General features: G+C 68.7%; 17 protein-coding genes. 5 read left to right on the forward strand and 12 right to left on the reverse strand.

Annotation, left to right across the window (positions count from 1 at the left end):
• Positions 1 to 8 precede the first annotated feature (8 nt).
• Positions 9 to 713, forward strand: a complete 705-nt coding sequence (locus Q7J39_RS11965; protein WP_304824871.1) for a transposase — start codon at positions 9 to 11, stop codon at positions 711 to 713.
• Between the two features lie 81 nt (positions 714 to 794).
• On the opposite strand, the gene Q7J39_RS11970 is transcribed toward Q7J39_RS11965, so the two are convergent.
• The 4 genes from Q7J39_RS11970 to coaD form a co-directional block, all read right to left on the reverse strand.
• Entirely contained in the window at positions 795 to 1,229 is a 435-nt protein-coding gene (locus Q7J39_RS11970) for a type II toxin-antitoxin system VapC family toxin (protein ID WP_304824874.1), read from the reverse strand.
• Positions 1,226 to 1,471, reverse strand: a complete 246-nt coding sequence (locus tag Q7J39_RS11975; RefSeq protein WP_304824877.1) for a type II toxin-antitoxin system Phd/YefM family antitoxin — start codon at positions 1,469 to 1,471, stop codon at positions 1,226 to 1,228. Before Q7J39_RS11975 ends, Q7J39_RS11970 begins: the two co-directional genes overlap by 4 nt.
• A gap of 96 nt (positions 1,472 to 1,567) precedes the next feature.
• Entirely contained in the window at positions 1,568 to 2,038 is a 471-nt protein-coding gene (locus Q7J39_RS11980) for an HtaA domain-containing protein (RefSeq protein WP_304824880.1), read from the reverse strand.
• An 11-nt stretch (positions 2,039 to 2,049) separates the two neighbouring features.
• A complete protein-coding gene (gene coaD / locus Q7J39_RS11985; protein ID WP_304824884.1) occupies positions 2,050 to 2,598 on the reverse strand; it encodes a pantetheine-phosphate adenylyltransferase in 549 nt (182 codons plus the stop codon).
• A 102-nt stretch (positions 2,599 to 2,700) separates the two neighbouring features.
• Here coaD and Q7J39_RS11990 point away from each other — a divergent pair, with 102 nt between their 5' ends.
• Positions 2,701 to 3,219 carry a histidine phosphatase family protein gene (locus Q7J39_RS11990; RefSeq protein ID WP_304824887.1) on the forward strand — a complete coding sequence of 173 codons (519 nt, stop codon included), beginning with the start codon at positions 2,701 to 2,703 and terminating at the stop codon, positions 3,217 to 3,219.
• Positions 3,220 to 3,849 (forward strand): class I SAM-dependent methyltransferase, encoded by a 630-nt coding sequence (locus Q7J39_RS11995; RefSeq protein WP_304824890.1) that lies wholly within the window; start codon positions 3,220 to 3,222, stop codon positions 3,847 to 3,849.
• Positions 3,850 to 3,960: 111 nt separating this feature from the next.
• On the opposite strand, the gene Q7J39_RS12000 is transcribed toward Q7J39_RS11995, so the two are convergent.
• From Q7J39_RS12000 to Q7J39_RS12015, 4 genes are all read right to left on the reverse strand, one after another.
• Entirely contained in the window at positions 3,961 to 4,395 is a 435-nt protein-coding gene (locus tag Q7J39_RS12000) for an RICIN domain-containing protein (protein WP_304824893.1), read from the reverse strand.
• Between the two features lie 33 nt (positions 4,396 to 4,428).
• Positions 4,429 to 4,854, reverse strand: a complete 426-nt coding sequence (locus Q7J39_RS12005; protein ID WP_304824897.1) for an RICIN domain-containing protein — start codon at positions 4,852 to 4,854, stop codon at positions 4,429 to 4,431.
• Positions 4,855 to 4,996: 142 nt separating this feature from the next.
• Positions 4,997 to 5,560: a hypothetical protein gene (locus tag Q7J39_RS12010; protein ID WP_304824900.1), complete on the reverse strand. Its 564-nt coding sequence runs from the start codon at positions 5,558 to 5,560 to the stop codon at positions 4,997 to 4,999.
• A 171-nt stretch (positions 5,561 to 5,731) separates the two neighbouring features.
• Positions 5,732 to 7,630 carry a methyl-accepting chemotaxis protein gene (locus Q7J39_RS12015; RefSeq protein ID WP_304824904.1) on the reverse strand — a complete coding sequence of 633 codons (1,899 nt, stop codon included), beginning with the start codon at positions 7,628 to 7,630 and terminating at the stop codon, positions 5,732 to 5,734.
• Between the two features lie 253 nt (positions 7,631 to 7,883).
• Between Q7J39_RS12015 and Q7J39_RS12020 the strand changes: the two genes are divergently transcribed.
• Positions 7,884 to 8,906, forward strand: coding sequence for a glycosyltransferase family 2 protein (locus Q7J39_RS12020; RefSeq protein WP_304824907.1), 1,023 nt, complete (start codon positions 7,884 to 7,886; stop codon positions 8,904 to 8,906).
• On the opposite strand, the gene Q7J39_RS12025 is transcribed toward Q7J39_RS12020, so the two are convergent.
• The 4 genes from Q7J39_RS12025 to Q7J39_RS12040 all read right to left on the reverse strand — a co-directional run bounded on the left by Q7J39_RS12025 (position 8,903) and on the right by Q7J39_RS12040 (position 11,313).
• Positions 8,903 to 9,286: a type II toxin-antitoxin system VapC family toxin gene (locus tag Q7J39_RS12025; RefSeq protein WP_304824909.1), complete on the reverse strand. Its 384-nt coding sequence runs from the start codon at positions 9,284 to 9,286 to the stop codon at positions 8,903 to 8,905. The genes Q7J39_RS12020 and Q7J39_RS12025 overlap by 4 nt on opposite strands.
• Positions 9,283 to 9,540, reverse strand: a complete 258-nt coding sequence (locus tag Q7J39_RS12030; RefSeq protein ID WP_304824912.1) for a type II toxin-antitoxin system Phd/YefM family antitoxin — start codon at positions 9,538 to 9,540, stop codon at positions 9,283 to 9,285. The genes Q7J39_RS12025 and Q7J39_RS12030 overlap by 4 nt, the downstream gene beginning before the upstream one ends.
• A gap of 149 nt (positions 9,541 to 9,689) precedes the next feature.
• Positions 9,690 to 10,337: a hypothetical protein gene (locus Q7J39_RS12035; RefSeq protein ID WP_304824915.1), complete on the reverse strand. Its 648-nt coding sequence runs from the start codon at positions 10,335 to 10,337 to the stop codon at positions 9,690 to 9,692.
• Positions 10,338 to 10,581: 244 nt separating this feature from the next.
• The gene (locus Q7J39_RS12040) at positions 10,582 to 11,313 is read right to left on the reverse strand and encodes an HAD family hydrolase (RefSeq protein ID WP_304824918.1); all 732 of its coding nucleotides are present in this window, start codon (positions 11,311 to 11,313) and stop codon (positions 10,582 to 10,584) included.
• Positions 11,314 to 11,512: 199 nt separating this feature from the next.
• Between Q7J39_RS12040 and Q7J39_RS12045 the strand changes: the two genes are divergently transcribed.
• The gene (locus Q7J39_RS12045) at positions 11,513 to 13,303 is read left to right on the forward strand and encodes a long-chain-acyl-CoA synthetase (protein ID WP_304824921.1); all 1,791 of its coding nucleotides are present in this window, start codon (positions 11,513 to 11,515) and stop codon (positions 13,301 to 13,303) included.
• The last annotated feature ends 176 nt before the right edge of the window (positions 13,304 to 13,479 follow it).

Genomic DNA, 13,479 nt, shown 5'->3' on the forward strand with positions numbered 1-13,479 from the left:
CGGTACTGATGGCGCGTCGCGCACGCATGATCTTTCCGGGCGTCGCTCACCACGTGACGCAGCGGGGCAACCGCCGCGAGCCGATCTTTTTCGAGGACGGCGATCAGCAGATCTATCTCGACCTGCTGGCTGCGCAGCTCAAGCGCTACGGCGTGGCCTGCTGGGGCTATTGCCTGATGCCCAATCACGTCCACCTGATCCTGACGCCCTCCGACGAGATCGGCCTCGCCCGCGCTGTGGGCGAGGCTCACCGCCGCTACACCGCCTTTGTCGGGGCGCGCGGGCGCTGGACCGGGCATCTGTTCCAGGGGCGGTTCGGCTCCGTGGCGATGGACGAGGCCCATCTGATCGCGGCGTTGCGATATGTCCCCCTCAACCCGGTCAAGGCGGGCCTGGTGGCGCGCGCGCAGGACTGGCCGTGGTCCAGCGCCGCGGCCCACCTCGCCGGGCGCGATACGGCTTACGTCGAGGTGGCGCCGGCCCTCTCGCGGGTCGCCGATTTCGCCGGGCTGATCGCGCCGGCCGATGACATCGATCCCCAATGGACCAGCATCCTGCGGGCCGAACTCATCGGCCGCCCGGTCGGGGCCAAGGCCTGGATCGAGCAGCTGGAACGCCAGTCCGGGCGCGTCCTGTCGCCGCAAAAGCGCGGGCCCAAGCCGAAGGGTGACAAGGCGGGCGCGACGACCTCGCCGTTTGGAGCAGCGGATTAGGCAATTGATATCATGTCACCGAATATCGGGGCGGGGGCGGGGGCGTGGCGATGTTGGCGACGCGCGCGGTCCAAGCCGGGGTTAGTCGGTCGCCGACAGCAGCTCGGTCCGGATGCCCAACTCCCCGGCGGCGGCGGCCAGGCGGTGGTCAAGGGTCACCAGCAGCAAGTCGCCGCGCCGGCAGATGGCGGCGTGCAGGGCGTCCGGCGCGCGGAGTATGAGGTCGAAGCGGCGGACGAAGATATTGGCCAGCCGGATGTCGGAGGCCTGCAGGTCGAGGTCGATGGTGGCCGAGGCGCGCCAGGCGTCGAAGTCGGCGAGGCGGGCCGTGGCGTCAGCCGCTTCCAGCAGGCCGGTGCGAACGAGGCGCGACAAGGCCGAAGCCACCTCGGCGGCGGCGAACTCGCTCACCACCAGGGGCTGGTCGGCCTCGGCGATGAAGCGATCCACAAGCGGGCTTCCCGGCTCCTCGATCAGGATCGGCAGGATCGCGCTGGCGTCTAGATAGGCGCTCACCCTTCGTCGTACAGCTGGCTGAGCAGCTCCACCGAGGTCAGGCCGACGCCGCTGCGCTTCAGCCGGCGCGCCTTCAGCCACGCATAGCTGGTCGTGGAGGCCTTCTGGTCCTCCCGCGCAACTGGACGCAGTTCGGCGACGGCCTTGCCATGCCGGGAGATGATGACCTCCTCGCCCTCCAGGGCGCGGTCGATCAGGCGCGGCAGGCCGTTCTTGGCGTCGGCGACGCTGTAGGTGGTCAAGGGAGGACCTCCGCAATTATGGCTATAAGTGTAGCCATATCGGACCGAAGATCAATGGGGGTCGCGGCGGACGGGCGCGGCCCAAGGTTGCGTCGTTCAGCCCAACCCCAGCCGCACCGGATCGAGCGCCGTGCCCGCCGGGTAGTTGCCGCCCAGCCATTGGCTGCCGAACATCAGCAGGGCGGCAGGGAGGGCGAGCTCGCCGGGCTCGGCCGCCACGGCCCCGAGGTCGAGCTTGGCGGCTTCCAGGCGGTAGGTGCGGGTGGGGTGGTCGGCGACGGTGAGGACGGCGCCGGCGTCGGTGATCTCGAGGATGGGATCGACCATCCAGACCTTGAGCATGCCGCCGTGGGCCTCGAAATGGACGATGCCGGTGAAGGTCCCGCGTCCGGTCAGCTTGCCGGCCTCATCGACGGCCAGGGTGCTGTCGGGGCCGGCTGCGAAGACGAAGCCGCCGTCGGCGGCGGTCTGCGCGCCCTCGCTGGTCTGGGTCTTGCCGCCGGCGCCCTCGACATAGGCCCGGAAGCTTTGCTTCACGCCCCAGCTCAGTGTCGTCACGGCGGCCATGGCGGCTCTCCTCAGTTCGATGACGGGCGGCGGGCGGCGAAGGCCGCCTCGACGCAGGGCATGACCAGCCAGCCGATGCGCTCGCCCACGAAGTCCAGTTCCTTGGCGGTGCTGGAGGACACATGCAGAAACTGAGATTCGCAGATGAAGTGAACCATCAGCACCCGTGGGTCGATACGTTCGGCCACCCCGTGCAGGTTGAACTCGTCGTTGAAGTCGCTGGCCTCGCGCAGGCCGCGCACGACGTGGGTGGCGCCGATCTCGTGGGCGTAGCCGATCAGGCTGCGGTTGGCGTAGTCGCCCACCTCCAGCGCGCCGTCGAACAGGCTGTCGGCGTCGCCGGTGTTGGCGGCCTGCGGCCACAGCTCGGTGACCGAATCCAGGATCAGCCGCCGGCTCTCCTCGACCCCGAAGGTGCGGCCCTTCCTGACATTGGTGCCGATGGCGACGTGAACGGCGTCGAAGGTCTTCAGCGCCTTGCCGATGATGTCCAGATGGCCCCGGGTGACGGGATCGAAGGACCCCGCATAGAGCGCCTTGGTGGCGCCGGACTTACGCATGTGGGGACCTCGAACGCGTGCCTGAGAGGCGGAGAGTTCCGCGATGCGGGTCGATTGCGCAAGCCCCGGCGCGCCGGGCGACTTTCACGTTATGATCAGGCCATGATTCAGCGCCTCCTCACCGCGGCCCTGGCGGCCGCCCTCGTCGCCCTTCCGGCCCAGGCCCAGACGGTGATCATTGTCCGCCACGGTGAGAAGGCCGGTCCGACCGGCGACGTCGATCTGTCGGCCGCGGGCCAGGCGCGGGGCGAGGCCCTGGCCCGGGCGCTCGCCGGCGCCAAGGTCACCCTGGTGCTGGCGACCCCGCTCAAGCGCACCCAGCAGACGGCGGCGGCCACGGCCAAGGCCGCCGGCGTGTCGGTTGCGGCGGTCGGCTTCGAGGGCGGCGACGCGGCCCATGCCCAGCGCGTGGCGGACGCGGCGCGCAAGGCCGGGGCCGAAAACACGGTGCTGATCGTCGGTCATAGCAACACGGTGGCCGATATCGCCCGGGCGCTCGGGGATAGCGCGCCGGTGGCGCCCACCGACTGCGAGTACGACAAGATGACGGTGCTGCGGCTCGAGGGCGCCGGCGCCAAGGCCATCCACGCCCGCTACGGCGCGCCGACCGAAGCCTGCTGAGTGTCGAGCCCCCTGTCCCAACTGCCGCCCGGCGCCTTCGCCAAGGAGGACGACGGGGATGACGCGGCCTTCTACGCCGACGCGCGGCTGAAGACCCATATCGACGACGCGGCCATCGCCGCCCTGACGGGGTTCTACCGGCAGGTGCTGCCGCCGGGCGGGGCGCTGCTGGACCTGATGAGCAGCTGGGTCAGCCACCTGCCGCCCGAGGTCGCCTATGGCGAGGTGATCGGCCACGGCATGAACGCCGACGAACTGGCGGCCAACCCGCGGCTGACGCGGGGGTTCGTGCAGGACCTGAACCGCAGGCCGGAGCTGGACCTGGCTGACGCCAGCCTCGACGCCGCGATGATCTGTGTCGGGGTGCAGTACCTGCAGCAGCCGGTGGCGGTGCTGGCGGAGGTGGCCCGGACCCTGCGCCCCGGCGCGCCGCTGGTGGTAAGCTATTCCAACCGCTGCTTCCCCACCAAGGCGGTGGCGGTGTGGCGGGGCGTCGGTCCCCAGGGGCACGCCCGGCTGATCGAGCTCTATCTGGAAGAAGCGGGGTTCACCGGCGTGGAGGTCCACCGGCTGAAGGACGGCCTCGACAGTGATCCCCTGACCGTCGTCCTGGGGCGGACGGCGATCTAGAGCATGTCAGGCGCAAGTGGGCGCCGGTTCGCCGCCCGGACATGCTCTAGATTCAAGAAGATAGACCCTCTTTTATCCGATCAGGTTGATTCAGCCTGATCCGGAAAGGGTCTAGGCGTCTTCCATCCGCCATTTCTGATTGTCGCCGCCGTTCCAGGGAAAGCCGATGACCGGGGTGTTCTCGTCGGTGCGCCCGTGGTCCACGTCGACCACCTTGTCATGCTCGTTATTGTTGAGAGCGAACCACGGCGCGGGGTCCAGCAGGTCGCCGGTGAAGATCAGAAAGTCCTCGTCCACTTCGCGCTGATAGGTGTCGGGATGCAGCAGGCCGAGGCCGGAGCCCCCCATCCAGATCAGGGCGTGATTGGTGCCCTCGTGGATGAGATGGAAGGCGCCGGGGCCGCGGTCGCGTCGGCGCCAGATCGTCCCGGGGCCCTGGTCGATGCTGCGCAGGACGGGCTTGTAGGTGCCGAAATACTCGTCGGTGACGCTCAGGTACTTGCTGGTGGTGACATAGGGGACGATGCGGCAGCGGTAGTCGGCCATCTGGGCCTCCTGACGTGAGTTGGATCGGACGGGTCAGACGTTTTCCATGCGCCAGACCTGGTTATCCTCAGGCTGGGCGCTGGAGTACCAGGTCCAGGCGATGACATTGGTGCCCGAGGTCGTGCCGCTGTGATCGACGTCGGCCACGTGGCTGTGGTCGTGGTTGTTCAGCGCAAACCAAGGCCAGCGGCCGGCGCCCAGCAGATCGGCCGTGCAGTACTGCTCCCGATCGTCGGGATTGAAGGGGCAGAGGCCCAGCGGATCGCCCTTGCCGCTCCAGAACAGCCCGTAGTTGTCGGTCTCATGCAGCAGGCTGAAGGCGCCGGGGCCGCGGTCGCGACGAATCCAGACCAGGCCGGACTCGTTGAGATTGCGGATCACCGTCTTGGCCCCGTCGCGGCCCAGGGCGAGGTTGGGGTTCAGATAGGAGATGAAACGGACGCGCTGATCGGGTGGCATCGGGGCGGGTCTCCGCGGCACGGTTAAGGTTAGCTCTACCTTTACACTCGCTGTGGTAGCGCCGCACCTGTCGATTTTTGAACGCCCTGAAGATTTTCGCAGGCCGCCGCAGGCCCCGCGCGCCAGCGGTCCCGGACCGTGATCAGGGGGCGGGCGCGGGCCTGGTGAGATCGAAGGCCACGCGGAACAGGCGGCCCGGGCGGGCCAGCTCGTAGGTGAAGACCTCGGGCGTCAGGCCCAGGGACCAGACATTGGTGTTGGAGACCGCGCGGCCAGTGCGGGTGAACAGCGCGATGGAATAGGCGTCGGCGGGGAAGCTCTGGAGATCGGCGGCGCCAGGGCCGGTGGTGTCGCCGCCATATTGCGAGACCTCGTCCTCCGTCCCGTCGGGATGGCGGTGGTCGTGCTTCAGGCGCAGGCGCTCGCCCGGCAGGCGGGTGACGACCCAGGTCCGCGAGCGGTCCTCGCCGACCCGGAAGGGAATGCGGATCTCCTCAGCGGTGCAGGTGGCCACGGTCATGGTCAGCCGGGCCTGGCGCATGGCGGCGTCGGCGACCGGGTCGCCCTCCACCACTGTCCCGGTGAAGGTCTGGCCGCAGAGCTTGGTCAGGCTCGCGAAGAAGGCGTCGGCGGGGGCCTGGGCCTGTGCCGCAACGGGCGCAGCCGCCAGGGCGAGGAGCAGGGCGATGAGCGTGCGGGCGCGCATGTCGAACCTTTCGGGGACGGGGCCTTCAGCCTAGTCCCCGCGCCGGGCGAAGTCCGCCTAGATCACGATGATTTTGGATCGAACCGATCCAAAATCATGAACGTGATCGATGCCTTATGTTTAGAGCGGGATTGACGCGAAAAACCGGTTCCCACTTTTTCGCATCCCGCTCTAGAACTCCTCCCAGCCCTCGGTCTGCGGCTTGCGGGCGGCGCCGCCGCCGCGGCTGACGGTCTTCATGGCCGTGGTCGTCTGGGCGCGCGGGCGTTCGGCCTCGGGGGCGACGCCGGTCTGGAAGCGGCTGATGGAGCCGGCCAGCACATCGGCCTCGTTGCGCAGGGCGTGGCTGGCGGCGGTGCTCTCCTCCACCATGGCGGCGTTCTGCTGGGTGAGCTGGTCCATCTGGTTCACCGCCGTGCTGACCTCGGCCAGGCCCGTGGCCTGCTCCTGGGCGCCGGCGGCCATTTCGGTGACCAGGCTGTCGATGTCGGCCACCTTCTCGATGATCCGCTGCAGGCTCTCGCCGGTCTGGCCCACCAGCTTCACGCCGGTCTCGACCTGGCGTGAGGAGGCGCCGATCAGGGCCTTGATCTCCTTGGCGGCGTCGGCGGAGCGTTGGGCCAGGGCGCGGACCTCGGAGGCCACGACGGCGAAACCCTTGCCGGAGTCGCCGGCCCGCGCGGCCTCGACACCGGCGTTCAGGGCCAGGAGGTTGGTCTGGAAGGCGATCTCGTCGATCACCCCGATGATGGCGCTGATCTCGCGGGCCGAGCCCTCGATGGCGCTCATGGCCTCGACGGCATGGCGCACCACCTCGCCGCTGGTCTGGGCGTCGCCGCGCGCGGCCTGGACCACCTGGGCGCAGGTGATGGCGCCGCTGGCCGAGCGTTGGACGGTGGAGGTGATCTGCTCCAGGGCCGCGGCGGTTTCCTCCAGGCTGGCGGCCTGCTGCTCGGTGCGGCGCGACAGGTGGTCCGTGGCCGCGGTGATCTCGCCCGAGCCGTTGCGGATGCCGCGCACATTGCCCACCACGATGGTCATCGCGTCCTGGAGCTGGGCCATGGCGGCGTTGAAATCGCTCTTCAGCTTGGCGTAGTCCTCGGGGAAGGCCTCGGTGATGCGGTGGGTGAGGTCGCCGCGGCTGAGATAGTCGAGGCCGCCGGCCAGGGACGCCACGACGGTGGCCTGTTCGGCGGCGGCGCGGGCCTTGGCGGCCTCGGTGCGGGCCCGCTCCTCCTCGGCGGCGAGGCGCTGCTCGGCGCTCATGCCCTCGAGGCGCAGCTTCTCGATGCCGGCGTCCTTGAAGATGGCCACGGCCTCGGACATCAGGCCCACCTCGTCGAGGCGGCCCTGGGCAGGGATTTCCACGGTGAAGTCGCCACCGGCCAGCTTGCGCATGGCCCGGGTCATGGCGGTGACGGGACCGGCGATGGCGCGGGTGAGCCACAGCCCGACGGCCACGGCGATCAGCAGGCCCAGGGCCAGGCCGAGGGCCAGGCTGGCATAGGCGTTGCGGGTGGTGGCGGTCTGGGAGGCGGCCAGGCCTTCGAGGTGTTTGGTCTCGCTGTCGAAGATGGCCTCGATGCCATCCTCGGCAGGCGCGATCAGGCCGTCGGCCGCGCCGTCGGGGGAGATCATCTCCACCGCTTGCTGGCGGGTGGCGGGATCGGCGGCCAGGACCTGACCGGCCTCGGCGATCTCGGTATGCCAGCGGTCGGCGGCGGCGCCGATGGCGGTGAGGGTTTCAAGTTCCTTGGGGCTGTCGGAGAGCAGGGGCGCGGCGGCGGCCAGGCGGGCCTTGAAGTTGGCCCGGTGCTTGGCGATGCGCTCGACGTAGTAGGGGTTCGTCGAGAGCAGGAAGCCGCGATAGCTGTTCTCCTGCCGGGCCAGGAAGAACTTGGCCTCATTGAGGATCTGGATGGTCTGGCGGCTCTCGTCGGTCTCGCGACGGGCGGTCTCCAGGGACTGGAAGGAGAGGAAGGTGGCGGCCCCCATCCCGGCCATCGTCAGGGTGACAGCGGCGAAGCCCACGGTGAGCTTGCGGGAAATCTTCAGGTTGTTGAACGACATATCCGAATCCGCCTTGGCGCCAGCGTCAAGCCTGTCGCGCCGCCGGCCACCTCGCGTTTACCTTGAGCGCCTTGACCGAATGGTTACCTGCGGTTGACCCAGGGTCGGCTGCGACAGCGCGCCACAGCCGCTAAGGGGGAATCTTTCTCGGCCGCCCGCGCGCGCAGGCCGCGACAACCCCCTGTGGCCCGCGTGCGCCGTAAGCGGTGATTAACCCTGATCTCCCATCGTCCGCGCGACTCCGGAGACGACAATGACCCGCCTGGCCTTGGTGATGATCGCGCGGGACGAGGCCCACCAGATCACCCGGGCGCTGGACAGCGCCGCGCCCTTCGTCGACCTGATCATCGTGTTGGACACCGGGTCTGTGGACGGCACGCGGGAGCTCGCCCGGGCGCGCGGCGCGCAGGTTCATGAGTTCGCCTGGCGCCACGACTTCGCCGCCGCCCGCAACGCCTCGCTCGACCTGTCGCCGGCCGACTGGAACCTGGTGCTGGACGCCGACGAGTGGATCGAGAGCGGGGGGGAGGCGCTGGCCACCCTGGAGTCCGACGCCATGGGCTGGGTGCGCCGCGACAACCAGCTGGAGGGCGAGGCCATCGCCCAGACCTGGATCCCTCGGGTTCTCCCACGCGGGGTCCGTTATGAAGGCCGTGTCCACGAGCAGCCGGTGGGGCTGGCGCGCGGCGTGCGCCTGCCGGTCCTGCTGGGGCACGATGGGTTCACGGCGCAGAGCCTGGCGCGCAAGGGCGACCGCAACGAGGTCCTGCTGATGGCCGACCTGCAGGACCATCCGCAGGACCCCTATCTCTGGTTCCAGCTGGCCAAGGAGCATCAAGCGCGGGGCCACCCACCGCAGGCGGCCCTGTGCTTCACCGAGGCCCTGAGGCTGGCGCCGGCCGACGCCCCCTGGCGTCACAGCCTGGTGGTGCGGGGGCTGACGGCGCTGAAGGATGCGGGGCGGCTGGAAGAGGCCCAGGCCTTGGCGCAGGCCGAGCGCGGCGCATGGGACGGGTCGCCCGACTTCCATTTCGCGGTGGGGGATCTCTACCTCGACAGCGCCATGGCCGACCCGGCCCGCGCGGTCGACGACCTACTGCCCATCGCCGAGGCCGCCTGGAAGCGCTGCCTGGAGATCGGCGAGCAGCCTCACCTGGACGGGGCGGTGCGCGGGCGCGGCAGCTTCATGGCCGCCCACAACCTGGCGACCCTCTACGAGACCTTTGGCCCGCCCGAGGCGGCGGCGCGCTACCGGGCCTTGGCCGCGAGGCGCTAAAGGACGGCCTTGAGGTCAGTGCGCGCGAAGTCGTCGCCGATGAACAGCAGCGGGCAGTCGCCGGCTTTCGCCAAGGCGTAGGCGAAACAGTCGCCCAGGTTCAGTCCGGCCGGGTGAACCCCCTTGCCCCAGGCGGCGTAGGCGTCCGACACCTGCCGCGCCATGGATTCGGTCACCGGCGCCACGGTGAGGGCGAGACCGGTCACGAGTTTGTCCACCTGGTCGGCCACGCCTCGGCGGCCAGCAACGATCAGGGCCTCCGCGAGGGTGCCGGCGGAGATGCGGACGTCACCCTCGGCCTCCAGGGCCGCGATGCAGGCATCGCTCTCCGGTTCGCCCAGCACGATGACCATGAGGGCCGAGGTATCGACGACGATCATCCGGGGACGCCGTCGTTATCATAGAGGAAGTCCTGGCTGCGGGCGGCGGTGGGGCCCGGCAGGGCCTTGGCCGCGCCATCCCTGCGCACGGCCTCAAGGATCGCGCGGCGAGCCTTGCGGTCAGGCTCGGCGCGGATGGGGGTGAGGCGCGCGGCAGCCTGGCCGTGACGGGTGAGGATCACTTCCTCTCCGGCCTCTGCTCGGCGGACGAGCTCGGTGAGCTGGGCCTTGGCGTCGCTGACGGAGATGCGCATTCGACACCTGACCATTTGATGGTCCATTATAATGGACCATCAAATGGTCCAAAGTCAATGGCCCAAGAAAAAGGCGGCGCCCGCAGGCGCCGCCAAGTTCGTCAGGGCTGGTGAGAGGGGAGGCTCCAGCCCTGGAGCTCAGGTGACCCTTACGGGGTCGGAACTATGGCCGCTTCGGGCTGGGCCGATTCCGGGGTCACTTCGGCCGGAGCCGGATTGACCGGTTCGGCGGCGGCGGTCACCGGCGGGACCACGATGGCGGCCGGAGCCGAGGCCGAGGTCTGGGCCGAGCCGGAATAGGGCTGCGGCGTCGCCGGGATCGTGGCGCTGGCGTCCGTGCCCATTCCTTCCGCACTGAGGGCGGCGGGGGCGGGGCGGGCCCGAGCGACGCGGGTGGGCGTCGCGGCGACCCTGGCGGTGGCCCGGGGTGTCTCAACCGGCGTGGTGACGGCCGGCGCTTCCGGAGCCATGGTGGCCGGGGCGTTCAGGGCTGCGGTCTCGGTAGGGGCCGGGGCCAGCATCGGGGCCGGAGCCTTGGTCTTGGCGGAGCTCGGCGGAGCCGCCTCGTCCCGAGGGGCGCCCAGGAACATCACCCCGACGCCCAGCGCCAGAGCGACGGCGGGAACCGCGGCGTAGACCAGAGGGTTGATCCCACCCTTGGCCTTGCGGCTCTTGGGTTGGGCATAGATCGGGGTCTCCGTGAAGACCGGAGACTGTTGGCCGAGTTGAGTATCGCTGCGCTCGAAGTCGGCGGCGGTGAAAGTCGGCTTGGCGAAGGGGCTATATTCAGCAGTCATTTTCAGACCTCCCGGTGTTGTTCGAGAGGTTAAACGAGAGGCCGGCTCGCACGTTCCGTGATTTGACAAGATAGGCGCGGCTCGCCTGTGTCAAAATCGCAGCAGTTCCCCATGGAGTATGGGGTTGGGGTGATTCATTTTTTCTTCGGAAACTTCAAAACAAATCAGTTTGGCCGACACTATCATTTCCAGATCTCGCCGGAATCTCTCCTATTCGGGTCGCAAACGCGCCATATTTGACGGCTCAGCCAAGATTTTCCGCCAGTTCTCCGATCGAGAGGATGATGCGGTCAGGCTTGATGAGACTGTCCTTGGGCAGGCCTGCGCCCAGGTGGTCATGCCAGATGGCGTGGATGCCCAGGCGCTGGGGGGCGGCCACCTCCCATTCCAGATTGTCGCCGACCATCCAGGTTTCGTGGGGCTCGACGCCGAGCGCGGCCATGGCGTGCAGATAGGCCTGTTCCTCAGGCTTGCCAAAGCCGGCCTCGCCCTCGATCTGGATATGCTCGAAGCGGTGGGTAAGGTCGAACTTCTCGATCTTGGCCCGCTGGACGTCCCCGGCGCCGTTGGTGACCAGGGCCAGCTTCACGCCGCGCCGCTTCAGCTCGTCCACCGCCTCAAGGGCGCCGGGGAAGAAACGGGCCTGTTCCTCGCGATAGGCGTGAAAGCGGGTGGCGAAGGCCGTGGCGATCTCCGGCGTCAGGCCGGCGGCGCGCGGACGCAGGGCCTCGAAGACATCGCCGACCAGTTTCCGCCGCGCCGCGCCTAGCTGGAAGCGCCAGGTCTTGTGGCGTTCGGGATCGGACCAGAAGTCCCGGAAGTGCGCCTCCAGGACCTCGGCGGCCTCGGCCGGTGCGATCGGGGTGAGGGCGGCGGCGAATTCCTCGGCCACTTCGGCCAGCAGCAGCGGACGCTTGCCGAAGGAGAGGAGGGTCTCGTCGAGGTCGAAGAGAATGGCGCGGGGCAGGGCTGTCATGCGCCAAGCCTATCAGACTGCGGGCGTGAGTCGCCGCGGTCCCCAGAGCGGGGATAAGACCCCCTGACCTGCACCCCGACTGAGTCCTTTCCGCCACGGTGAGGCCTGCCTGACGCGGGTGTGACAACCGGCTTCCAAAGCCCCGCTTGACCCGCGGCTCGCGGCCCCGCCAAGGTGGCGCGGACGTCGGAGGGTACGCATGAGTTTTAAGGCCCGGCTCGAACGTGAGTGGCGGTTCGTACGCGGGCTCAACCGCACCCTGAAGCGGGTGAAGACCATTGCGCCCACCTCGCCCAACCTCGTCTGCGACGATCTGCAGGCCGCCGTTGATCAATGGCGCGACCGGCCGGCCCTGACCTTCGAGGGCAAGACCATCAGCTATGGCGAGATGGACGCCATCGCCAACCGCTACGCCCACTGGGCCAAGACCAACAACCTGCGGCGCGGCCAGACGGTGGCGCTGTTCATGCCCAACCGGCTGGAATACTTCCCCATCTGGTACGGGCTGACCAAGGTCGGGGTGATCACCGCCTTGATCAACAACCAGCTCTCGGGCCAGGCGCTCGCCCATTGCCTGAACATCTCCAACGCCGGCCACATCCTCGTCGACGCCGAGACCTCGCCCGCCTTCGAGGAGGCGAAGGGCCTGCTGGACAAGCCCATGCAACAGTGGGTGCTGGGCCACGCGGTGGGCGACCAGCGCGACCTCTCCCAGGCCCTGAAGAGCTGCAGCTCCCTGCCGCCGGACCGTTCGGTGCGCGAGGGGATGACGGCCAGCGACACCGCGCTCTACATCTATACCTCCGGCACGACCGGCCTGCCCAAGGCGGCCAGGATCACCCACGTGCGCGCCCAGCTGTTCATGCGCGGTTTCGCGGGCTCGACGGGGGCGACCGAGAAGGACCGGGTCTATAATCCCCTGCCGCTGTACCACTCCACCGGAGGCCTCTGCGGGCTGGGCGCGGCCCTGCTGAACGGCGGCTCGGTGGTGTTGAAGAAGAAGTTCTCCGCCAGCCACTTCTGGTCCGACGTGGTGGCGCAGGAGGCCACGATGTTCGTCTATATCGGCGAACTTTGCCGCTACCTCGTGAACCAGGCGCCGGGCGACGACGACACGCGCCACAAGCTGCGGCTGGCCTTCGGCAACGGGCTGCGTCCGGACGTCTGGGCGGAGATGAAGTCGCGGTTCAAGATTCCGGAGATCCTGGAGTTCTACGGCTCCACCGAAGGCAATGTTTCGATGTTCAACTTCGATGGCCGTACGGGCGCCATCGGCCGCGCGCCCAGGTGGCTGCGCAACAAGTTCAACATCCGCCTGGTCCAGTACGACGTGGAGGCCGAGGCGCCGATCCGCGGGACCGGCGGCTTCTGCATCGAGGCCGGCGCCGGCCAGGTGGGCGAGTGCATCGGCAAGATCGGCCTGGGCGACGCCCGCAGCGAATATATCGGCTATGTCGACAAGGCCGCCTCGGACCGCAAGATTCTGCGCGACGTGTTCGAGAAGGGCGACGCCTGGTTCCGCACCGGCGATCTGATGAAGACCGATGGCGACGGCTACTTCTATTTCGTCGACCGCATCGGCGACACCTTCCGCTGGAAGGGCGAGAACGTCTCCACCGGCGAGGTCGCCGAACGGCTACAGGCCATCCCGGGGGTCGTCGAGGCCAATGTCTATGGCGTGGAGGTGCCCGGCGCCGACGGCCGCGCGGGCATGGCGGGCCTGGTGGTGGACGGCGAATTCGACATCAAGGCCTTCGGGACCCGGGTGGCGGCGGACCTGCCGACATTCGCCCAGCCGGTGTTCGTGCGCATCCTGCCCGCCATCGAGACCACGGGAACCTTCAAGTACCGCAAACTGGACCTGGTGGCGGAGGGCTTCGATCCCGGCAAGGTGAAGGGGGCGATGTTCTACAAGGATGGGGCCAAGGGGTATGTGAAGCTGACCAAGGCCGGCTTCGCCAAACTGGAGGCGGGCGGGGTAAAGCTGTGACCCAATTCCTCCCCCAGCGCGCAGCGCGATGTGGGGGAGGTGGGCCGTCGCGAAGCGGCGGGTCGGAGGGGGATCGACGTCGTCGACCGCCGTCGCCCTAAGAACAAGAGTCAAAGTCCCCCTCAGCCAGCTTCGCTGACAGCTCCCCAGAGGTGGAGCATCTGAAAGGGCCAGCC

The organism is Phenylobacterium sp. (genome assembly GCF_030651185.1).
Taxonomy (GTDB): domain Bacteria; phylum Pseudomonadota; class Alphaproteobacteria; order Caulobacterales; family Caulobacteraceae; genus Phenylobacterium.